This window comes from Bartonella sp. TT121SHDZB (assembly GCF_042193415.1).
GTDB lineage: Bacteria > Pseudomonadota > Alphaproteobacteria > Rhizobiales > Rhizobiaceae > Bartonella.
In genome coordinates, this window is the sequence record NZ_JBHILR010000003.1 from 75,272 (window position 1) to 96,225 (window position 20,954).

The window sequence follows — 20,954 nt, forward strand, 5'->3', positions numbered from 1 at the left end:
TAGAGTATCTAATTTTTATTAACACGCTTTAAAGTCAAAGAATTTCTTATCAAGCAAATGACTTGGGCGTACATTTGTTAAAGCGCGAATCATCGTATCTTTACGTCCTGGCATTTGTCTTTCAATGTTTTTCAGCATTTCTTTCATTGCATTACGTTGTAAGCCATCTTGACTACCGCAAAGATTACAAGGAATAATTGGGAATTTCATTGCTTGAGAAAATTTTTCCATATCTTCTTCAGCAGCATAGACAAGAGGACGTAATACAAAAAGATCACCTTCATCATTTTTAAGTTTACCAGGCATAGCGGCTAATCGTCCACCATGAAACAAATTCATGAAAAACGTTTCCAAAACATCATCACGATGATGACCTAAAACTAATGCAGAACATCCCTCTTCACGGGCAATACGATAGAGATTACCACGTCGTAATCGAGAACAAAGTGAACAATATGTCTGCGACTCTGCCAATTTATCTGTAACAATGGAATAAGTATCCTGATATTCAATACGATATGGAACTTTATAAGAGCTTAAAAATTCTGGCAGAATATGTTTAGGAAATCCTGGTTGCCCTTGATCAAGATTACAGGCAAGAATTTCAACGGATAAAAGACCACGCCACTTTAAATCTAAAAGAAGCGCTAATAAACCATAAGAGTCTTTTCCGCCCGATAAAGCGACAAGCCATTTTTTTCCCGTAGAGAGCATAGAAAAATCATCCAAAGCCTGCCGCATATGACGCAAAAGCCGTTTGCGCAATTTATTAAATTCTACGCTTGAAGGAGCAACCCGAAATATTGGATGACAATCATCTGCTTCTCTTTCCAAAAGATCATCTCTCTCTTTGTTTTCCTCTATTGTCTGATATTCAACTGAAACATCATTCATAATACCATATCCTGCACAAGTAATAGCTCGTTTTGCAAAGACAGAAACAAATATAAAGTAAACTTACAGTTATGTTTTTTGAATTTATAAAAATTAGATACATAAAAAAGAAATGGAACTATATAAGTTTATCGCTATAAAACATAGCAATAAACTTAATATAGAACCATTCACAAAAAATACTTGTTAACTCCAAAGATTATAAAAAACACAATATTTTAAGTTATAACCATATGAAGAGAGAAACAATTTTTCTCATAAAAAAATTATCGAGAATAAAATTCAACAACCAAATTAGGTTCCATTTGCACAGCATAAGGAACATCTGCAAAAGCAGGAATACGTGTAAAGGTTGCTTTCATCTGTTTATGATCTGCTTCAATATAATCAGGGACATCACGTTCTGCCAATTGTACAGATTCTAAAACTAAAACAAGTTGTTTTGATTTTTCCCGAACCTCAATGACATCACCGGGCTTACAACGATAAGATTGAATATTTGTGCGCCGCCCATTTACGTTAACATGACCGTGATTGATAAATTGGCGAGAAGCGAAAATCGTAGGTACAAATTTTGCACGATAGACAATAGCATCCAAACGTGACTCTAACAGACCAATAAGATTTTCACCAGTATCACCCCGTCGACGAGCAGCTTCTTCATAAGTTTTATGAAATTGTTTTTCTGAAATATCTCCATAAAACCCTTTCAGCTTTTGTTTAGCGCGCAACTGCACCCCATAGTCAGAAAGTTTTCCTTTACGACGCTGTCCATGTTGACCTGGACCATAATCACGACGATTGACGGGAGATTTTGGACGACCCCAAATATTTTCTCCCATACGACGGTCAATTTTATACTTTGTTGTTTCGCGTTTACTCATCGCATTTCCTTTAAAATAAAACACGAGATCTTGAGATCCCAAGGAAACGCGCCCTCCTCTGCCTTTAAACACTAAAGACTGACAGAATACCTTAACATATCAATATGCGAAGTTATCCACGGGACACGTCAATTAATGCCATTTTCTTGAAAGAAAAAGCTGAAATAGCTTTATTGATCTTGTATCCCAAAGTCAACTCTTTTCATGATTTTTAAGCCAAATCCTTTTAACAAACGCTCCGTTGAAGAAGTGACATTTTTTGATGTTAGCAACACAAAATCTTGATATTTCTTTACAGATTGCTGATGTATTTTTTCCGACAATGGCAATAATGATCTGGTATGTTTAGCGATAGCTTTTGCTGGATTAATCCATTTAACGGACCATAAAGCTTGTTCACGAAAGAAGTTAATCAAAAAAGGATAATGTGTGCAGGCTAAAACAATAATATCAGTATATTTGCCATTTTTTTCTACAAAACATGGCAAGATTTCTTTCTTTATCTCTTCCGCATCGATAGATTTTCCCCGTAAATAATCTTCAGCAAATCCAGCAAGCTTTTCACTTCCCACAAGCTGAACATGACACTGTCCAGCAAAAGAGTTGATTAATTCATTTGTGTAAGCACGTTTAACTGTTCCAGGAGTTGCTAATACGGAAATAAAACCAGATTTCGTCTGTTCAGCAGCTGATTTAATTGCAGGAACCGTCCCTACAAAAAGAACATGAGGAAAATTTTGACGTAAATTTGCCATCATTAGTGTAGAAACAGTGTTGCAAGCAATGACACATAAGGCGGGATTATAACGTGTTAAAAGATTTGTAAAAATCTTTAAAATATGGTCTTTCAAAACATTTTCTTCCCAATTGCCATAAGGGAATCCCGCATCATCAGCCACGTAAATAAATTGCTTTTCAGGGATAAGGACACGCACTTCCCTTAAAACAGTTAAACCACCAATACCACTATCAAAAAAAAGAACAGGCCGTTCATCCATTAGTTTTCACACTTGTTTTTAATTTTTTTACGATCACGTTCTTCAGGTGCTCTACTCCCCCGTGGATATTGTGGCGAAAAATGATCTAAAGAAGATATAATGCCTCGCAATAAACGAACCTCAGGTTCACTAAAGTTAGCGCGCGTAAAAACAGAGCGCAAATTTGCAAGCATTACTTCTTTGCGTTCTGGGGGTCTAAAATACCCACGGATATTCAAAGCCTCTTCTAACTGAGATAAAAAACCATGAAATATTGTTTTATTTGCAGGTTCCATCTCTGCGGCACGAAATGCCGTATCGCTGACATTTTCTAGACCTGTTTTCATCCATTCGTAAGACATTAAAAGAACCGCTTGCGCAATATTAAGTGACGCAAAAGCAGGATTAACTGGAAAAGTAATAATTTCATCAACAAGGCTGATTTCATCATTTTCTAGTCCCCATCTCTCTCTTCCAAAGACAATACCTGTTTTATGTCCGATACTTTCACGCTGACGTAATACGCTTGCTGCTTCGACAGCACTTTTTACAGTTTTGAAACCACATCTTTCACGTGCTGTTGTGGCAAAAACATAGTGTAAATCTGCGATTGAATCACGCAATGTGTTAAAAATCACAGCGTTGTTAATGACATGATCAGCTTTACTTGCAGCAGCTCTAGCTTTTTCATTTGGAAACATTTCTCGAGGATTAACTAATCGAAGCTTAGAAAGCCCAAAATTCGCCATTGCCCTTGCGACCATACCAATGTTTTCAGGAAGCTGCGGTTCAACTAAAATAATAATGGGACCATTTGTTAAATTTTCACGATTCCTATTCGTTCCAGCCATCAATTTTACCTAGTTTCACTTAAACTATCTCCCTCTCCACTATTTTTACGAAACCTTTTTCACAATACCCTAATGCTTGTTTAATAATAAATTATAGACAATGTTATCTTTTTATTCAAAAATAATCGCTTCTAAACCTAATAATAAATTTTAAAAGCCATTAAAGTGAACGATGGAATTTATAACAATTTATATAAGATATCGTAGTGTTTTTTACATCAATTGTATCTTTTTTAATAGGGAACAGCCACTATAAATCATAATCTCAGTTGAATTATGAAATCATAAATCCTAAAAAAGGGATATGCACTTTATTCCCAAACTTTTTCCTGCAAAGCTTATCCGTCGTTATAAACGTTTCCTTGCGGATGTTCAACAAGATGATCAGCATGTCCTCACCGTGTCTGTACCTAATACAGGATCAATGCTTGGATTAACAGCTTCCAACTCTAATATTTGGCTTTCTTATCATAACAACATCAAACGAAAATATGCCTATCAATTAGAAATTGTTGAAGCCGATAATACTTTGGTTGGCATTAATACCGCTGTACCCAATAAACTTGCACTAGAAGCAATTCAAAATGGATTACTACCAGAATTAAGTGGGTATAAAACAATCTTAAAAGAACAACGCTATGGGATACAATCACGAATTGACTTTCTTTTACGTGATAACATTCTTCCTGATTGTTACCTAGAAGTTAAAAATGTTCATTTTATTCGTCAAAAAGGATTAGCAGAATTTCCTGATACCGTGACAAAACGTGGTGCACGTCATCTTGAAGAACTCATAGGAGTCGTACAACAAGGAAAACGAGCTGCGATGCTTTATATTATTCAAAGAGAAGATTGCGCCGCTTTTACAATCTGTCATGATCTTGATCCACTCTATGGACGTAAGTTTGATTTAGCATTAAAATCAGGGGTAGAATGTTATGCTGTAAAGTGTCATGTAAGTGTAGAAGGCATTTTTCCGATTCAGAGAGTACAAATAGAAAATAGAAGAAACAATGACTGAGTATATCGAATATAATAAAATCCCTTTAAAATTTAATGGAAAAATCCGCATTTTCGATGATTATGCTTTTGCTAAAATGCGTGAAGTTGGTCGTATTGCTGCAGAATGCCTTGATGCGCTTACAGATATTATTAAGCCGGGCGTTACTACGCAAGAAATAGATGATTTTGTATTTATTTTTGGTGCTAAGCGAGGAGCACTTCCTGCTGATCTCAATTATCATGGATACAGCCATTCATGCTGTACATCTATCAATCACGTTGTCTGCCATGGCATTCCCAATAAAAGACCTTTGCAAGAAGGTGATATTGTAAATGTTGATGTAACCTTTATCCTTGATGGTTGGCATGGAGATTCAAGTCGAATGTATCCTGTTGGAAAAATTAGACGTGCCGCAGAACGCTTGCTAAAAATAACCTATGAAAGTCTTATGAAAGGTATCGCTGTCGTTAAGCCTGGAGCAACGACGGGCGATATTGGTGCAGCCATTCAACAGTATGCAGAATCTGAACGCTGTTCAATTGTGAGAGACTTTTGCGGACATGGTATAGGCCAGCTTTTTCATGATGCTCCCAATATCCTCCATTATGGAAACCCTGGAGAAGGAGTCGAATTAAAACAAGGTATGATGTTTACAATTGAGCCTATGATTAACCTTGGTAAACCACAAGTTAAGATTTTATCTGATGGTTGGACTGCCGTTACCCGTGATCGCTCTCTGACCGCACAATATGAACATACGATCGGTGTTACAAATGAAGGGTATGAAATATTTACACAATCTCCTAAAAATATTTTTTATATTTCAAATTCGCATACCTAACGCACTGTAGAGACTTTATGGCTAAAAAATTAAATCAAAAGGAAGATACTCAAAGTAATCACTTTGCATTAACATCGAGTTCTCCACTCACCCCAATATCAGAAAGAAAAAATGAAGAGCCTCAGAAAAACGCACAGCTTCATAAACATTATCAAGGACATCGTGAACGTCTTCGGAAGCGCTATTTAAAGTCAAAAGGAAATGCAATTGAAGATTATGAATATCTTGAATTATTGCTTTTTCGCACAATACCCCGTGCAAACACAAAACCCATAGCTAAAAATTTGATAGCGCGTTTTGGTTCATTAGCTGATGTATTGGGAGCGGATATTCACCGACTTCAAGAAATTCCAGGATGTGGTCCCGCCACTGCAATTGATTTAAAAATTATTTCAGATGTTGCTGGACGTCTTGCTCGTGCGCAATTGTTTAAACGCGATATTTTTTCATCATGGGATAAAGTTTTAGCTTATTGTAAAGCTGTTATGGCTCACGAAACACGTGAACAATTTCGTATTTTATTTCTTGATAAGAAAAACGGCTTGCTTGCTGATGAGGTGCAACAAACTGGAACCATTGATCATACCCCTGTTTATCCTCGTGAAGTTATTTCTCGAGCTTTAGAGTTATCCGCCTCAGGACTTATCTTAGTCCACAATCACCCTTCTGGCGATTCCACCCCCTCTGATGCAGATATAACAATGACATATAGATTAAAAGATGCAGCAAATGCATTAGGCATTATTATCCATGACCACCTTATTATTGCACGAAATAACCATACAAGCTTTAAAGCGTTAAAACTTATATAAATCTTATGGGATAAAAAAGACTTTATTCAATGATAAATAACGAATCAATTTTCTAAATCAATATCTAATATAGCCATTGAGAAATTATAGGATAGCTCATTTTCATCTTCATCTCGATAGATAATGCCTAAAAACTCATCTCCCATATAAACCTCACAAGAATCACTCTTTTTAGGCCGTGCTCTGACTTGCAATGCTGAGTTTTGGAATATATTTTTAAAATAATTATCAAGTTTTTTTATTTCATCAGCATTCACTATGCTCTCCTGTTTTTTGAAACGATTAAAATAATTGCGTGTCGCGCAAATAAGACACTCTTATGATTCTGTAAAGTCAGTAAAAAAGCATAATCTGAATATTTACTTAATGTTACATATATTTACAACGTTCTTTATAAATTCATAAAGAACGTTTACAAAAAGAGTCTATCATTATTAAATATACCCGTATAGATTAAAAAATGGCAAAAAAACTGTATATTTTGAATAATTTTACTTTATCTCCAATTTTAGCATCTGTATTTAGAACGCATATTCGTAAGAATAAATTGATCAATAATTTGTAATTTTGTTCCTTTTATAAAAAATATAAATAACAATGTTTTTTTATTTAAAATTACAATTTTTAATAAAAAATATTATTACATCATTTAAAATAATTCTCTTTAACGACTTTATAAAATATAATTATCTAACCTTAGAAGAATTACACCTCTAAAAAATATACACAATAAGCTAATAAGAGTTTATTTATCTCTTCGTTTTTTTTATAAAAATTTATGTTATAATAGGAAATATTTTAAATGAGCTTTCAGTTTATACAAGATAAAAATATTGGGTATTTTTGTAAATTCTAAAAGCTATGAAGAATTCTTATTTTATAGGATAACGAGAAAGAAAATCGATAACGCCTTTTTTATAAACTTTATCGCCTACCGTAAGCATATGATCTCGACCAGGAATTGATAAAGCTTCACCACAAGGCAGCAAGGCTGCCAATGGCTCTGCAGCGCCGCCAATTTCATCTAATGAACCAACGGCAACAAGTGCTGGTTGTTTGATTTTGTAAACTTCAGATGCCGTTAGCTCCTGTTTTGATGTGATAATACACGCAGCCAAAGCATGTCTATCGCTTTTCGTTTGATCTGCAAATTTACGGAACATTAAACCACGTGTATTGGTAATGGTAGAAATATCTTCCGCTAAAAGGGCCTCAGCAACAGGCTCCCAATTTCCCGCTCCTGTTACCATACCAATACCTAAACCACCAAAAATAACGCTGTGTACATATGTTGGATGCAAAAGAGCCATGAAAGCACTAATACGAGCCCCCATAGAATATCCCATAACATGGGCTTTAGATAACTCTAAATGCTGCAGTAACTTTACTGCGTCGCCAGCCATAGCTTGAGGTGTATAAAAGACAGGATCATAACTTTTAACTGAATCTCCGTGACCGCGATTATCAAGAGCAATAACACGATATCCTGCTTCAGTGAGAATACGAAACCAACCCGTTGCATACCAATTCACCCGTGCAGAAGATCCAAAACCATGGATCAACAAAATAGGCGCGCCCTGCCCTTCTTCTCGATAAGCAAATCGCAAACCATTATATTCAAAAAAACGAATATCTTCAGCGGTCATTTTTTATTGCACTTTCCACAAAGTACAGGATGAATAACACGTTGCCCTTTTTGTATCTTTTTTTTAGAAACTTCACCAGCGTTAATTTCAAGTGCAAAAGCTGCAGGAACTCCAGATGAAATGGTGCTTGTTGAAAATGGAGAAGTATTTTCAATAATCGATACAATAATTCCCTCAGAATTTAAAAAAATCATATCTAAGGGTAACGGCGTATTTGCCATCCACATAAAAAACTTCTGCTCATCTCCTGATTGATAACTTTTGGGCTGCTTAAAGAGCATTGCACGATCGCACGGAAAATCAGTCCTATACATTAAACCAGCTGCTGCCTGAGAAGGTGTAAAAGCAATCTCTACCTTATAAGAAACTGTACCTTGCTTTGTATGTATTTCTAAAGGAATTGGATGAACAGGAATCTCTATAGGCTTCTTTGCTACAACAGCATGTACTTCTAACATAAAAAATATCACCAATAAAACAATATGCCCTTTTTTAAAAGGCTTTAACATTTTTGTCTCCAATACAGAAAAATTTTAAATTTTATTCCTAAAATAAAAAGTACTACAAAACCAAAAAAGGAAAGCTGTTTCCTTGTTTTCCTCTCTTTTCTTTCAATGCAATATGTGCAATTTCCTTATTTGCTTTATAGATTCACGAGAGCCATATTTTTTTGAAAGCACCCACCTCTATCACTATTTATGTAATAACTGCCTTAAGGAATAAAGAGAATACACTGATTTCACGAATAAAATTCACTACATAGCAATTTAATGCGTAGAAAAAGGAATACCTATATCCGGATAAATTTCTGCTGTCATTAAACCTTTTTCCCCTTTACCAAAACGTATAAGAACAACTTGGCCCGAACGAAGCTCTGCTAAACCAAAACGGCGCAACGTTTCCATATGAATAAAAATATCTTCTGTTCCTTGCCCACGGCTAAGAAAACCAAAACCTTTGTCACGATTAAACCATTTAACAATTGCACGTTCCAGCCCACTTTCTGGAGTAACAACAATATGAGTACGAGCTGGAATTTCTGATGGATGAATCGCGGAAGAACAATCTATAGATTTCACCTGAACGCACTTTAACCCTCGTTCAGTTTTTTCCACAGCACAAATGACTTTAGCTCCCTCCAAAGCTGTTTGAAAACCATCCCTTCGCATTACTGTAACATGCAATAATATATCGGGGAAATGAGGTAAATCAGGTACAATAAATCCATACCCCTTACTACCATCAAACCACTTAATGACACCACTGATTTCGATAATCTCCCCACAAGCACCTATACTATCCTCAGATGGGGAACAATCCTTTAATGCATCCTTACTCGTCATAATAACGTGATCCTGTAGCTTATAATATTGTACGATATTGATTCTCTAGGTTTAAGTAAACATTGCTCTTGTATCAACACGCAAGCCCCAAGATAAGATTTCCCCATATTGTCGTATCTTCTATGTTAACGTCAGCGAATATCAATATGAATATTTATAAAACTATTTGATTGTACGCTTTACATATCTTACAAGGTGTGCCCTACAAAAGAGATCATATAAAAGTTTTTTTACATAATGATATTTTCATTAATGTGTAACTTGCATGATGAAGAAGTTCAATATAAGGTGAAAAAACGACAATTTAATTAAGGAAAATGCGCAATGCAATTGAAGAAAATCCTTACGACAATCACAGCATTTATGGCATTTACAGCAAATGTTTATGCAAGTGAACCTATCAAAATTGGTGTTTATCTCCCATTAAGTGGTCAAAATGCATTTGGAGGTCAGCTTGAAATTAGAGGTATAGAATTAGCCCATAAAAAAGTTCCAGAAATTTTAGGACGTAAAGTGGAACTTGTTATTATTGATAATAAGTCTGATAAAGTAGAAGCAGCTAATGCTGTTATGCGTTTAACAGCAAGTGAAAAAGTGGCTGGAATCATTGGGAGCTATGGTTCTTCGCTCTCGTTAGCAGGTGGTGAAATATCTGAAAAAGCAAAGACTCCAACTATTGCAACGTCCTCAACAAGTCCTCTTGTTACACAGGGTAAAAAATATTACTTTCGCGCTTGCTTTATTGATTCCTATCAAGGAGTCGGAATCGCAACTTATGTAAGCCAAACTTTACACGCAAAAAAAGCCGCTATCCTTAAAGATATTTCAAGCGATTATGCCATTGGTCTTGCAAGTTATTTTACGCGTGCTTTCAAAAAATTAGGTGGTGAAGTTATCTCAAATCTAAATTATAATTCCGGAGATCAAGACTTTTCAGCTGTTCTTACGCAAATTATTGCACAAAAACCTGATATTTTATTCATTCCATCTTACTTTTCTGAAGGTGCTATCATCATGAAACAAGCACGAGAATTAGGAGCGAAGTTTCAAATTATGGGTGGAGATGCTATGGATAATCCAGAAACCATTACGATTGCAGGAAAAGCAGCAGAAGGTTTCTTACATACAACACTTCCCTATAGTGAGGATATGCCAAATATGTCAGTAGCTGCGCAAGAATTCACAAAAGAATGGAAAAAAGCATACCCTGACAAAGAGCCAAATATCAATTCTGTTTTGGGATACACGAGTTATATGATGTTCATGAAGGCTATTGAAAATGCTGGTAGCGCTGATCGTGAAAAAATTACTATCGCACTTAGCCAATTAAAAGATTTTCCTACCCCCTTTGGGGATATGTCAATGGATGAAAATCATAATCCTAAAATTCCTATTGGTATCATTAAAATACAGGATGGAAAACGTGTTTATTTAGAAGAAGTTAAACCTGCTTTTTAATTAAAAAGTTGTACTTATTAAAATGCAAGAATTGGTTGAGGATCTTTTTCTCAACCAAAAACTTAGAAATTTCTTATTGTCCTATGTAAATTAACAAATGTGGAAGGATGAGAGATGAGCACTGAAATGTTCATCCAGTACTTTTTTAATGCACTGGCATTGGGATCTCTTTATGGGCTTATTGCTATTGGCTACACCATGGTCTACGGTATATTGAGACTCATTAATTTTGCTCACGGTGATATCTTTATGCTGGGAGCATATTTTGTTTTCTTTTCCACAATTGGCTTTATGCCTGCTTGGGCAGCTTTTCTTCTTTTGTTCCTTGCTGCTCTTGTTTATTATTCGGTCTTTATAGGCTTTAAAAGGCGTCCTCCAATTTATTGGATTGCTGCTTTTTTAATTCTTGCGCTAGGATTTGTTTATTATTTTAAAATTTCCCCACAAGATTTTACACCGATTTGGGTTTTAGCTCTTTGTTTTTCCATTTTTATTACAAGTGCTGTGGGTGTTGCTGTTGATCAATTTGCTTATAAACCTCTACGCCATGCTCCGCGTATTTCGGCACTTATCGGTGCAATCGGTGTTTCTTTTTTTATTGAAAATCTTGCTACTGTACTCTTTAGTGGTGTTCCGAAAGGTGTACAACAGCCAGATTTTCTTGTAACACCATTTTTATGGCATCTAGGATCAGGAGCAGATGGTATCATCAGAATTGCTCCCATGTCTTTGATCGTTCCCTTTGTGTCATTAATTCTTATTTTATTACTATTATGGATTATCCATAAAACAAAACCGGGGCTTGCTATGCGTGCAATCTCCCATGATATTGAAACAACACGTTTGATGGGGGTATCTGTCAATAAAGTTATTTCGTTTACATTTGGAATAGGCTCAGCTCTTGCCGCCATAGCGGGCATTATGTGGTCTTTACGTTATCCTCAAATTCAGCCTTATATGGGTGTTCTTCCTGGTCTCAAAGCATTTATCGCTGCTGTTATCGGAGGTATTGGTTCGATACCAGGAGCAATGTTGGGAGGATTATTATTAGGGTTTATTGAAATTATGATTATTGCATTTTTTCCCGCGCTATCTGGATATCGAGATGCCTTCGCTTTCATTTTATTAATTCTGATTCTATTAATATTGCCCACAGGATTAATGGGTAAAAGAAATCAGGAGAAAATCTAATGGCAAAGTCAGCGACAACTGTTTTATCGTGTATAAGTGTTTTAGTTCTCATAGGTTTTTTATTTTATGCTGATAGCCATTTTAATGACTATACGCTTCGTATCATCAATCTGATTGCTATTAATGCGATATTGGCAATTTCGCTTAATTTGATTTATGGTTTCACAGGTATGTTTTCTCTTGGACATGCTGGATTTATGGCTATTGGTGCTTATGTTTGCGCAATTTTACTTCTTTCCCCTGAACAAAAAGAAATGATGTGGATTCTTGAGCCTATTGCTGAACCATTATATCATTTACAGTTACCTTTTTTTATCGCTGTTGTTGTAAGTGGTTTGTGTGCTGCTGTTGTAGGTTTATTGATTGCCTTACCAATATTGCGTCTTGGTGGCGATTATCTTGGAATTGCAACATTAGGTTTTGCGGAAATTATTCGCATTGTCATTACGAACGCCACATCGCTCACAAATGGCTCTTTGGGAATCAAAGGAATACCTCAAAATGCAACATTATGGTGGAACTATGGTTGGCTAGCATTTACAGTTCTCTTTATTGTCCTCTTACTGCAAAGCAATACTGGTAACGTATTACGGGCTATTCGTGATGATGAAATAGCTGCGAAAACTATGGGAATTAACGCTTTTTTCTATCGTAGTTTTTCTTTTACTGTTGGAGCGTTTTTTGCAGGTATAGGTGGCGCATTAATGGCGGCTCTTATTTCAACCATTGATCCAAAAATGTTTAATTTTCTTTTGACTTTTAATATTTTGATGATTGTTGTTGCTGGTGGTCTGGGGTCAATTACAGGGAGCATTATTGGCAGTATTATTATTACAGTCATGCTTGAATGGCTTCGTATTATTGAAAGTCCATTTGACTTAGGTTTTATACATATTCCAGAAACCCCAGGACTTCGTATGGTTGTTTTTTCTCTTTTATTGCTGGTAATTATCTTGTTTTGGAGAAAAGGATTGATGGGACAACGAGAATTCTCATGGAATGGAATTTATAGCTTTTTGGCACGCAAAAAGCTTTCTAATACTGAGGGAAAGCTATGAACGACACCATCCTTTCACTCAATAATGTTGTAATGCGTTTTGGCGGATTAGTTGCTGTAAATAATGTTAATATGGCAATTAAACGAGGGAGTATTACTGGATTAATTGGTCCTAATGGTGCTGGAAAAACAACAGTTTTCAATATGATTTCTGGTTTTTATGCTCCTACAAGCGGCAGCATTCTTTTTGATGAGCAAAAAATCTCTGGAGCGTCTCCTTATATCATCTGTAGACGCCATATTGCCAGAACATTTCAAAATATTCGTCTTTTTTCAGGGTTAACGGTTTTGCAGAATGTTATGGTAGGAGCGCATGTTCGACAAAAATATCCTTGGTTTTCTTCAGCTCTATTTTTTTCAAAAGCAATGAAAGAAAAGAAGGAAGTTTATAAAAATTCCTTGGAGCTCCTTGAACAGCTACAACTTGATCACCTTGCCAATCAATCGGCAACAGCTTTGCCTTATGGTGTGCAACGGCGTCTAGAAATTGCACGCGCGTTAGCTACAAAGCCCAAATTGCTTCTTCTTGATGAACCTGTTGCTGGCATGAATCCACAAGAAAGTGAAGATCTTAGAAAATTCATAGCAAAAGTGCAAAAAGACTTTGATCTTACAATTCTTCTTATTGAGCACGATATGAAAGTGGTTATGGGGCTTTGCCAACGTATTTTGGTTATGGAATATGGCTGTTGTATTGCCAATGGTACACCAGATGAAATTCGTAATAACCCTAAAGTTATTGAAGCTTATCTTGGCGGAGATGTTTATGGATATTCTTAAAATAAAAAATCTTTACGTTCATTATGGCGCCATTAAAGCTGTCCAAAATCTCTCTATGTCCATAAAGCGGGGCAGTATTGTTACTTTAATTGGAGCCAATGGTGCGGGAAAAAGCAGTATTGTACGTTCTATTACAGGACTTAATCGCTCTGTTTATGGAGAAATTACCTATAATGGAAAATCTATTATTAAAAAATCACCAGAAGAGATTTTGCGATTAGGGATTGCTCTAAGTCCTGAAGGACGACGTATCATGCCCCATCTCACTGTTTTAGAGAATCTTCATCTAGGCGCTTATATTCGTCACGATAAGCAGGGAATTTCCCGCGATATTGAATGGATATTTGATCTTTTTCCACGCCTTCGTGAAAGAGCAAAACAGTTGGGAGGAACAATGTCAGGTGGTGAACAGCAGATGGTTGCTGTGGGCCGTGCACTTATGAGCAATCCTGATATGGTCATATTAGATGAACCCTCGTTGGGGTTAGCACCACTTCTTGTTCGGGAAATTTTTTCGATTATTCGAAAAATTAATGATATGGGAAAAACTGTTCTTCTTATTGAACAAAATGCATTTGCTGCACTTTCCATCGCTGACTATGCTTATATTTTAGAGGTAGGGCATATTTTATTTCACGGTGAAGGCAAAACTATGCTTTCTGATCCGCGTGTTAAAGAAGCCTATCTTGGTGGATAAAGGTTACAAATTCAGAAAATAGAGTTCTCCCATCCTCTTTTTTTAAGCATCTCTCTACTTAATGAGAACTTCTTTTTTGTGAATTTTGACTATTACATCCACCATTTTTCTGCACTGAATATTCCTGCTTCTTGTTCAATAATGTGTGCTATCTGAAAAATCACTTCTTCAGAAAAAGGTTTACCAATCAATTGCAATCCTAGCGGTAAACCATTTGATGATAGACCAGCAGGAACAGAAATTCCTGGTAACCCAGCCATATTAACTGGTACCGTAAAAATATCATTAAGATACATTGCTACAGCATCATTTTTTATTTTTTCATCACCAATACCAAAAGCAGGTGTTGGTGTTGCTGGTGTCAAAATCGCATCAATGCCTGAAGCAAAACATTGATCAAAATCACGTTTTACGAGTGTTCTTATTTTTTGAGCTCTTAAATAACAGGCATCATAATAACCAGATGAAAGGACATAAGTCCCAACCAAAATACGCCGCTTAACTTCATTACCAAAACCAACAGAACGCGTATTTTCATACATCTCAATGATGTCTTTTCCAGGCACGCGTAAACCAAAACGCACACCATCATAACGCGCTAAATTAGAAGAGGCTTCTGCAGGAGCTATAATGTAATAAGAAGGTAGAGCATATTTTGTATGGGGCAAAGAAATATCCTTAATCTCAGCACCTGCTTCTCTTAACCAATTTATTCCTTTTTGCCAAAGCTCAATAATTTCTAGAGACATTCCATCCATATGATATTCTTTTGGAATACCGATTTTTATTCCTTTGATTGATTGACCAAGATAACTTTCATAATCAGGAACTGGTAAATTCACGGAAGTAGAATCTTTTTCATCAAAAGAGGCCATTGATCTGAGTAAGATAGCACAATCACGAACATCTCTGGCAATAGGTCCAGCTTGATCAAGGGATGAAGCAAATGCAACAATGCCCCACCGCGAACAACGTCCATAAGTTGGCTTTATTCCTACAGTGCCAGTAAAAGCTGCTGGTTGACGTATTGAGCCACCTGTATCGGTTGCAGTTGCACCAGCACAAATTTGTGCAGCAACAGCGGCAGCAGATCCTCCCGAAGAACCACCGGGTACGAGTTTTTTCTCCGAGCCTTTTTTTCTCCATGGGCTAATAACAGGGCCATAATATGATGTTTCGTTGGATGAGCCCATAGCAAATTCATCCATATTAAGTTTTCCTAACATCACTGCACCATCTTGCCATAAATTAGCCGTGACAGTTGATTCATAGTGCGGTTTAAAACCATCAAGGATATGTGAACAGGCTTGCGTATGAACACCATAGGTTGCAAAAAGATCTTTAATCCCCAAAGGAATTCCTTCTAAAAGCCTCCCCTGCCCTTTCGCCAAACGTCCATCTGATTCAGCAGCCATTTTTCTTGCCTGTTCTGCTGTTATTGTTACATAAGCATTCAAAGTTGGATTCGCCAACTCTATTGCTTGTAAATAAGCTTCCGTTAATTCTGTTGCTTTGAGATTTTTCTTTGTTAGAGCATCACGAGCTTGCGCAATTGTGAGAGTTGTTAAATCAGTCATATTGGTTCTCAAATTTCAAAAATATAAAAAGTTACTCAACAATTTTTGAGACAAGAAAAAAATTTTCTTCTGTAACAGGAGCATTGGCTACAATATCTGCTGCTTTATCGCCATCTGTCACACTATCTTCACGCATTCGTAGAGTCATCGGCATCACAGATGTTAATGGCTCAACTCCACTGACGTCAACTTCATTCAATTGCTCTACAAAACCTAAAATAGCATTAAATTTTTTTGTCACAGATTCTATCTCATCATCGTGGAGGGCAATCCGCGCTAAATGTGTGATCCGCTTGACGGTCTCTTGATCAACAGACATACTCTTTACGCCTTTCTGCTTCTTTGTTTTTTATTGATCTTTATTCTGGCTATACAAGGCTGATCTTGCAAGTGCAAGAATATTAGATAACATGAATAAAGAATATAACCATTAAATCTGAAACATTAAAAAACGTATTATACCCTTATGACTGTTATTAATATAAACGAAGTTATGACATATCTTTTGCCTGGACAAACAATAGCAGGCTTAGATTTAGGGACAAAAACGATCGGAATTGCAATTTCTGATATGGGATTGACTGTCTCGAATCCGCGTTCTGTACTACAGCGAAAAAAATTTACAGAAGATGCTTACACACTTATTAAAATTTTTGACCGTGAAAATGTAGGCGTTATTATCATTGGCTTACCTCTTAACATGAATGGAAGCAGTGGCTCTCGTGTTCAAGCAACCAGAGCTTTTGTGAGCAATATGAAAGCTTATACAAAAATTCCATTTGTTTTTTGGGACGAACGTTTATCAACAATTGCGGCAGAACGGTCTCTTTTAGAAATGAATGTATCGCGTGCTAAAAGAGCAAGCCGTATTGATTCGGCAGCCGCCGCTTTTATATTGCAAGGTGCTCTCAATAGAATTCAAAACTTTAATCACATGGAAGGATAGAGGACATTGAGCAAATGCCCTGCATTATATCGTGCAATAAGCATCCCGTAGGAAGATCTCCATTGCCCTCCAAGGCGGCTTTCCATATAGGCATTTGCAACATGTTCTATGTCTGTAGAACGTAATGCTGCTGCAGCTGCTGCATAGGCTACCTGTTCAACAAAAAACCTTCCTGCTCCCTCATTTGCTGATGCCATATCACCTGCTGACTTAATAATTTCAATTGCTCGGGGTCCTGCTGGTCCAATATCAAGAGCAATTTTTTCCAACAATTTCTGAAACAATCCCGGAGCTTTTTCAGCAATAAGAATGGCATCCTTTACCAACTGATTAGCAAAACTATTTCTCACAATCCGCGCAGGCCCATTATGCAACATTTGTGATAATGGATTATTCTCTATAAAACTTTCAATACCAAGTTGTGCAATAATTTCACCAATAATAGGCACAACCAATTGACTTACATGATAAGCAATAATAGGTGTCATAATGCGGGCAAAAGCTGCTTCAGAACGGTCATTTGCTGCATTGTCAAATGCTCTTGCTAAACGCAAAACCAATGCTTGTGAGGCAGCTATATCTAATGCAATATCTGCAAAAATACGTTCTGTCAGTGGTGGTAAAGGCTGATTGGGCATTTTTTTCCGGAAAAAATCCATACCAAATTGAAGAGCCGCTCGCAAAACACCTGCCGATATGACAGATTGATCAAAACGCATCATTGTCTCGATATCTTTAATAACTTTAAGCCCTTCTCCAGCATTTCCCAAAAGCCAGCCATAACTGCCTTGAAAATCAACAACCCCTTCTGGCGTTAACAGTTCTCCAGAACGCTGAATTAAATGACGAATCGATATAGATCCATTTAATGCGCCATTTTCTTGTATGCGTGGAATAAAAAAACAACTTAAATGACCATCTAAATCTGCACTAACAAGATATCCGTCAGCGGTAGGATTAATAACGTTGGTTTTTACAACATTTAAACGATATAGATCACGTTCCATACTTTCATCGAAAGAAATTTTCTTAACACTTGGAAAATTGAAAGCGTATTTTTCAATATCGTCAAATGCACAAGTTAGAGAAGCAGCCTTTTTATGATGAATAGGCTGTGATGAGGAATCATATTGGCGTGATAAAAGTACATTTTGCCATTTTTTGAAGAGCTCAATATCACTAATTAAAACAGCAATAGCTGCACTCGTTATGATAACTTCATTCAAATGTCCTGTTTCTAAACCAGCAGATAAAGCTAAACGAATCGCACGCGCTTGATAGCGTACTCCATTTTCTGAGCTCGTATTTTCCCAAAGCGAGGTAACCAAACCTGCTTGTCTAGAATATTGTTGAAGAGCTTGATAGGAAGAATGGATCTCTAATCTTTCTGTTGGTTGCCCCCATTCATCATTATAGCATAGTAAAGGCTTATAATGATTCGCTAAGCAAGAAAGTTTCCATGCTTCTCGACTCGCGGCAAAATCCCCTATTTCTTCAAAACTTGCTAACAAAAACTTAGGCAAAGTAGAAGCAATACGAAACATAAGCGTATCGCTAAGAAATGTATTTTTTCGACGAGTATTTTGCGCAGATACAGCACTCATAGGTATATTCCTACATTCAAATCATTCATATCATAGACTATTTGTCTTTTTAGAGTTAAGAAACATTTATCATATTCAAACAAATGCTTGTTTAACCTGTTTAGAGAGAGATAAAGAAGAATGCTATGATGCAAGATAATTTTTTTCCACTTTTCCCTCATCAACATCTTTTAGCTATTAAAGATCTAAGTGTACAAGATCTTAATACATTGCTTGATCGTGCAGAAGCAAATGTTATCCTTTCTAACAAAATTGATAAAATAAAATCTACTTTGCATGGACGGACTCAAATTAATCTCTTTTTTGAAGCCTCTACGCGAACACAATCTTCTTTTGAATTAGCAGGTAAAAGGCTAGGTGCACACGTGATGAGTCTTGCGATCGGCAACTCATCTGTAAAAAAAGGAGAAACATTACTTGATACAGCTATAACTCTCAATGCGATGAAGCCAGATATACTGGTTTTTCGCCATAACAGTGCGGGAGCAGCGGCTTTATTAGCACAAAAAGTTGATTGTTGTGTTATTAATGCAGGTGATGGTGCTCATGAACATCCAACCCAAGCTTTATTAGATGCTCTAACCATTAAAAGGGCAAAAGGTCGTATTGAAGGATTAACTGTTGCGATTTGCGGAGATATCTTACACTCACGTGTTGCCCGTTCCAATATCCTGTGTCTCAATGCTTTGGGTGCTCGTGTTCGTGCTGTTGCTCCCTCAACACTCTTACCCGCAGAAATCGCTCATATGAGTGTTGAGGTTTTTAACACGATGAAAGAGGGTCTTAAAAATGCTGACGTTATCATGATGTTGCGCTTACAGCATGAACGGATGACAGGCTCTTTTATTCCTTCTACGCGTGAATATTTCCATTATTTTGGCTTACATAAAGAAAATTTAGCCTATGCCAAAAATGATTCTATTATTCTGCACCCTGGACCAATAAACCGTGGCGTAGAGATTGCATCCGATATAGCAGATGGACCACAAAGTATGATTCAGACACAAGTAGAAATGGGAATTGCAGTGCGTATGGCTGTCATGGAGGCTTTATTAGATTCACGCGCAAAGATCAGTGGAGAAAAAAAATGATAAAACCAATTGTTTTTCAGAATGCTCGTATTATTGATCCTTCGCGCGCAATCGATGAAATTGGTACAGTTATTGTTAAAAATGGACGAATTATAGCCGCTGGAAAAGAAGCTCTGAATCAGGGAGCTCCTGAAGAAGCAGAAATTATTAACGCACAAAACAAAGCAATTCTCCCTGGTCTTGTTGATGCACGCGTTTTTGTTGGAGAATTAGGGAATGAACATTGTGAAACAATTGCATCAGAAAGTTACGCGGCCGCAGCAGGTGGTATTACTTCTTTTCTTATGATGCCAAACACGCATCCAGTTATTGATAATGTAGCACTCGTTAAATTTATTACGCATACAGCACAGGAAATATCATCGGTTAATATTTATCCCGTTGCTTCAATCACACAAGGTTTCAACGGACAAGAAATAACCGAATTTGGTTTGCTCAAAGATGCAGGAGCCGTTGCTTTTAGTGAAGGAAAAAAAACACTTCAAAATTCATCTGTTATACGGCGTGCAATGACTTATGCACGTGATTTTGATGTTCCATTGATACATGAAACGCAAGATAAAGATCTTACAGGGCAAGGTGTGATGAATGAAGGACTGCTTGCCAGTTGGCTTGGTCTTTCTGGCATCCCTCGCGAAGCAGAAGTTATCCCACTTGAAAAAGATCTGCGATTAGCAGTATTAACGCAAACACGTTATCACGCCGCTCAAATATCAACAGCACTCTCTGTTGATGCACTCCGTTTAGGTAAAAAACGCAGTGAGAAGATTTCAGCGGGTGTATCTATTAATCATTTATCTTTCAATGAAAATGACATTGGACAATATCGCACCTCTTTTCGCTTAATGCCCCCATTGCGTACAGAAGAAGACCGTATAGCAATGATTGAAGCAATAAAGGATGGGACTATAGATGTTATTGTCTCTTCTCATGATCCTCAGAGTATCGACAAAAAACATTTACCATTTAATGACGCGGCAGTTGGCGCTATTGGTATGGAGACCTTATTGAGCGCAGCTTTACGCCTTTATCATGATGAGAGCCTATCTCTTCTACGGATAACGGAACTTTTGTCAACGGCACCTGCAAAGCTCTTTGGACTCAATGCAGGAACACTCAAAAAAGGTGCTCATGCAGACCTTATTGTGGTTGATCTTGAAGAACCATGGGTTGTTTCGAAAGAGAAGCTCTATTCACGTTCAAAAAATACCCCTTTTGAGAATGCACGTTTTCAAGGACGCGTGCTCCAGACTTTTGTGAAAGGGAAAAACATTTTTAAACTTGATCAACAAACTTAATGAG

General features: G+C 36.8%; 21 protein-coding genes and 1 pseudogene. 11 read left to right on the plus strand and 11 right to left on the minus strand.

All coding sequences use genetic code 11. The features are described 5' to 3' along the window. Positions 1 to 18: 18 nt before the first annotated feature. The 4 genes and pseudogenes from ttcA to ACFIKI_RS02780 all read right to left on the minus strand — a co-directional run bounded on the left by ttcA (position 19) and on the right by ACFIKI_RS02780 (position 3,606). Positions 19 to 894 (minus strand): tRNA 2-thiocytidine(32) synthetase TtcA, encoded by an 876-nt coding sequence (ttcA, locus tag ACFIKI_RS02765; RefSeq protein WP_375665576.1) that lies wholly within the window; start codon positions 892 to 894, stop codon positions 19 to 21. Between the two features lie 266 nt (positions 895 to 1,160). Then, entirely contained in the window at positions 1,161 to 1,778 is a 618-nt protein-coding gene (rpsD, locus tag ACFIKI_RS02770) for a 30S ribosomal protein S4 (RefSeq protein WP_375665577.1), read from the minus strand. Between the two features lie 170 nt (positions 1,779 to 1,948). Next, entirely contained in the window at positions 1,949 to 2,776 is an 828-nt protein-coding gene (murI, locus tag ACFIKI_RS02775; protein WP_375665578.1) for a glutamate racemase, read from the minus strand. Beyond that, positions 2,769 to 3,606 (minus strand): annotated as a pseudogene (locus ACFIKI_RS02780) (RNA methyltransferase). The gene murI and the pseudogene ACFIKI_RS02780 overlap by 8 nt, the downstream one beginning before the upstream one ends. A gap of 304 nt (positions 3,607 to 3,910) precedes the next feature. On the opposite strand from ACFIKI_RS02780, the gene sfsA reads away from it, so the two are divergent. Genes sfsA through radC form a run of 3 tightly spaced genes read left to right on the plus strand, consistent with a single transcriptional unit; the run spans position 3,911 to position 6,262 of the window. After that, positions 3,911 to 4,627, plus strand: a complete 717-nt coding sequence (sfsA, locus tag ACFIKI_RS02785) for a DNA/RNA nuclease SfsA (RefSeq protein ID WP_375623181.1) — start codon at positions 3,911 to 3,913, stop codon at positions 4,625 to 4,627. Beyond that, positions 4,620 to 5,450, plus strand: coding sequence for a type I methionyl aminopeptidase (gene map / locus ACFIKI_RS02790; protein WP_375665579.1), 831 nt, complete (start codon positions 4,620 to 4,622; stop codon positions 5,448 to 5,450). Before sfsA ends, map begins: the two co-directional genes overlap by 8 nt. 17 nt (positions 5,451 to 5,467) lie before the next feature. After that, the gene (radC, locus tag ACFIKI_RS02795; RefSeq protein ID WP_375665580.1) at positions 5,468 to 6,262 is read left to right on the plus strand and encodes a DNA repair protein RadC; all 795 of its coding nucleotides are present in this window, start codon (positions 5,468 to 5,470) and stop codon (positions 6,260 to 6,262) included. 44 nt (positions 6,263 to 6,306) lie between these two features. Here radC and ACFIKI_RS02800 read toward each other — a convergent pair whose 3' ends face one another. The 4 genes from ACFIKI_RS02800 to ACFIKI_RS02815 form a co-directional block, all read right to left on the minus strand. Then, positions 6,307 to 6,519, minus strand: coding sequence for a DUF3126 family protein (locus ACFIKI_RS02800; RefSeq protein ID WP_375623175.1), 213 nt, complete (start codon positions 6,517 to 6,519; stop codon positions 6,307 to 6,309). 615 nt (positions 6,520 to 7,134) lie between these two features. Further along, positions 7,135 to 7,908: an alpha/beta fold hydrolase gene (locus ACFIKI_RS02805; RefSeq protein ID WP_375665581.1), complete on the minus strand. Its 774-nt coding sequence runs from the start codon at positions 7,906 to 7,908 to the stop codon at positions 7,135 to 7,137. Then, positions 7,905 to 8,417: a DUF192 domain-containing protein gene (locus ACFIKI_RS02810; RefSeq protein ID WP_375665582.1), complete on the minus strand. Its 513-nt coding sequence runs from the start codon at positions 8,415 to 8,417 to the stop codon at positions 7,905 to 7,907. Before ACFIKI_RS02810 ends, ACFIKI_RS02805 begins: the two co-directional genes overlap by 4 nt. A 258-nt stretch (positions 8,418 to 8,675) precedes the next feature. Continuing rightward, positions 8,676 to 9,251 (minus strand): cold-shock protein, encoded by a 576-nt coding sequence (locus tag ACFIKI_RS02815; protein ID WP_375665583.1) that lies wholly within the window; start codon positions 9,249 to 9,251, stop codon positions 8,676 to 8,678. A 324-nt stretch (positions 9,252 to 9,575) separates the two neighbouring features. Here ACFIKI_RS02815 and ACFIKI_RS02820 point away from each other — a divergent pair, with 324 nt between their 5' ends. From ACFIKI_RS02820 to ACFIKI_RS02840, 5 genes are all read left to right on the plus strand, one after another. Continuing rightward, entirely contained in the window at positions 9,576 to 10,709 is a 1,134-nt protein-coding gene (locus ACFIKI_RS02820) for an ABC transporter substrate-binding protein (protein WP_375665584.1), read from the plus strand. A 114-nt stretch (positions 10,710 to 10,823) separates the two neighbouring features. After that, the gene (locus ACFIKI_RS02825; protein WP_375665585.1) at positions 10,824 to 11,900 is read left to right on the plus strand and encodes a branched-chain amino acid ABC transporter permease; all 1,077 of its coding nucleotides are present in this window, start codon (positions 10,824 to 10,826) and stop codon (positions 11,898 to 11,900) included. Beyond that, the gene (locus tag ACFIKI_RS02830; protein ID WP_375665586.1) at positions 11,900 to 12,958 is read left to right on the plus strand and encodes a branched-chain amino acid ABC transporter permease; all 1,059 of its coding nucleotides are present in this window, start codon (positions 11,900 to 11,902) and stop codon (positions 12,956 to 12,958) included. The genes ACFIKI_RS02825 and ACFIKI_RS02830 overlap by 1 nt, the downstream gene beginning before the upstream one ends. Beyond that, positions 12,955 to 13,737, plus strand: coding sequence for an ABC transporter ATP-binding protein (locus ACFIKI_RS02835; protein WP_375623162.1), 783 nt, complete (start codon positions 12,955 to 12,957; stop codon positions 13,735 to 13,737). Before ACFIKI_RS02830 ends, ACFIKI_RS02835 begins: the two co-directional genes overlap by 4 nt. Further along, entirely contained in the window at positions 13,724 to 14,434 is a 711-nt protein-coding gene (locus ACFIKI_RS02840; protein WP_375623160.1) for an ABC transporter ATP-binding protein, read from the plus strand. The genes ACFIKI_RS02835 and ACFIKI_RS02840 overlap by 14 nt, the downstream gene beginning before the upstream one ends. 92 nt (positions 14,435 to 14,526) lie before the next feature. Here ACFIKI_RS02840 and gatA read toward each other — a convergent pair whose 3' ends face one another. Beyond that, entirely contained in the window at positions 14,527 to 16,011 is a 1,485-nt protein-coding gene (gene gatA, locus ACFIKI_RS02845) for an Asp-tRNA(Asn)/Glu-tRNA(Gln) amidotransferase subunit GatA (RefSeq protein ID WP_375665587.1), read from the minus strand. A gap of 31 nt (positions 16,012 to 16,042) precedes the next feature. Next, a complete protein-coding gene (gene gatC / locus ACFIKI_RS02850; RefSeq protein ID WP_375623154.1) occupies positions 16,043 to 16,330 on the minus strand; it encodes an Asp-tRNA(Asn)/Glu-tRNA(Gln) amidotransferase subunit GatC in 288 nt (95 codons plus the stop codon). 147 nt (positions 16,331 to 16,477) lie between these two features. Between gatC and ruvX the strand changes: the two genes are divergently transcribed. Next, complete coding sequence (ruvX, locus tag ACFIKI_RS02855; protein WP_375665588.1) at positions 16,478 to 16,957, plus strand: Holliday junction resolvase RuvX; 480 nt, start codon at positions 16,478 to 16,480, stop codon at positions 16,955 to 16,957. On the opposite strand, the gene ACFIKI_RS02860 is transcribed toward ruvX, so the two are convergent. Further along, complete coding sequence (locus ACFIKI_RS02860) at positions 16,942 to 18,561, minus strand: acyl-CoA dehydrogenase family protein (RefSeq protein ID WP_375646639.1); 1,620 nt, start codon at positions 18,559 to 18,561, stop codon at positions 16,942 to 16,944. The genes ruvX and ACFIKI_RS02860 overlap by 16 nt on opposite strands. Before the next feature lie 125 nt (positions 18,562 to 18,686). Here ACFIKI_RS02860 and ACFIKI_RS02865 point away from each other — a divergent pair, with 125 nt between their 5' ends. Beyond that, positions 18,687 to 19,652 (plus strand): aspartate carbamoyltransferase catalytic subunit, encoded by a 966-nt coding sequence (locus tag ACFIKI_RS02865; protein ID WP_375623149.1) that lies wholly within the window; start codon positions 18,687 to 18,689, stop codon positions 19,650 to 19,652. Next, positions 19,649 to 20,950 (plus strand): dihydroorotase, encoded by a 1,302-nt coding sequence (locus tag ACFIKI_RS02870; RefSeq protein WP_375665589.1) that lies wholly within the window; start codon positions 19,649 to 19,651, stop codon positions 20,948 to 20,950. Before ACFIKI_RS02865 ends, ACFIKI_RS02870 begins: the two co-directional genes overlap by 4 nt. The last annotated feature ends 4 nt before the right edge of the window (positions 20,951 to 20,954 follow it).

Bases quoted from the DNA above. Each gene is read 5' to 3' on its own strand.
- ttcA (WP_375665576.1), bottom strand. From the start codon at position 894: ATGAATGATGTTTCAGTTGAATATCAGACAATAGAGGAAAACAAAGAG.
- rpsD (WP_375665577.1), bottom strand. From the start codon at position 1,778: ATGAGTAAACGCGAAACAACAAAGTATAAAATTGACCGTCGTATGGGA.
- murI (WP_375665578.1), bottom strand. From the start codon at position 2,776: ATGGATGAACGGCCTGTTCTTTTTTTTGATAGTGGTATTGGTGGTTTA.
- sfsA (WP_375623181.1), top strand. From the start codon at position 3,911: ATGCACTTTATTCCCAAACTTTTTCCTGCAAAGCTTATCCGTCGTTAT.
- map (WP_375665579.1), top strand. From the start codon at position 4,620: ATGACTGAGTATATCGAATATAATAAAATCCCTTTAAAATTTAATGGA.
- radC (WP_375665580.1), top strand. From the start codon at position 5,468: ATGGCTAAAAAATTAAATCAAAAGGAAGATACTCAAAGTAATCACTTT.
- ACFIKI_RS02805 (WP_375665581.1), bottom strand. From the start codon at position 7,908: ATGACCGCTGAAGATATTCGTTTTTTTGAATATAATGGTTTGCGATTT.
- ACFIKI_RS02810 (WP_375665582.1), bottom strand. From the start codon at position 8,417: ATGTTAAAGCCTTTTAAAAAAGGGCATATTGTTTTATTGGTGATATTT.
- ACFIKI_RS02815 (WP_375665583.1), bottom strand. From the start codon at position 9,251: ATGACGAGTAAGGATGCATTAAAGGATTGTTCCCCATCTGAGGATAGT.
- ACFIKI_RS02820 (WP_375665584.1), top strand. From the start codon at position 9,576: ATGCAATTGAAGAAAATCCTTACGACAATCACAGCATTTATGGCATTT.
- ACFIKI_RS02825 (WP_375665585.1), top strand. From the start codon at position 10,824: ATGAGCACTGAAATGTTCATCCAGTACTTTTTTAATGCACTGGCATTG.
- ACFIKI_RS02830 (WP_375665586.1), top strand. From the start codon at position 11,900: ATGGCAAAGTCAGCGACAACTGTTTTATCGTGTATAAGTGTTTTAGTT.
- ACFIKI_RS02835 (WP_375623162.1), top strand. From the start codon at position 12,955: ATGAACGACACCATCCTTTCACTCAATAATGTTGTAATGCGTTTTGGC.
- ACFIKI_RS02840 (WP_375623160.1), top strand. From the start codon at position 13,724: ATGGATATTCTTAAAATAAAAAATCTTTACGTTCATTATGGCGCCATT.
- gatA (WP_375665587.1), bottom strand. From the start codon at position 16,011: ATGACTGATTTAACAACTCTCACAATTGCGCAAGCTCGTGATGCTCTA.
- gatC (WP_375623154.1), bottom strand. From the start codon at position 16,330: ATGTCTGTTGATCAAGAGACCGTCAAGCGGATCACACATTTAGCGCGG.
- ruvX (WP_375665588.1), top strand. From the start codon at position 16,478: ATGACTGTTATTAATATAAACGAAGTTATGACATATCTTTTGCCTGGA.
- ACFIKI_RS02860 (WP_375646639.1), bottom strand. From the start codon at position 18,561: ATGAGTGCTGTATCTGCGCAAAATACTCGTCGAAAAAATACATTTCTT.
- ACFIKI_RS02865 (WP_375623149.1), top strand. From the start codon at position 18,687: ATGATGCAAGATAATTTTTTTCCACTTTTCCCTCATCAACATCTTTTA.
- ACFIKI_RS02870 (WP_375665589.1), top strand. From the start codon at position 19,649: ATGATAAAACCAATTGTTTTTCAGAATGCTCGTATTATTGATCCTTCG.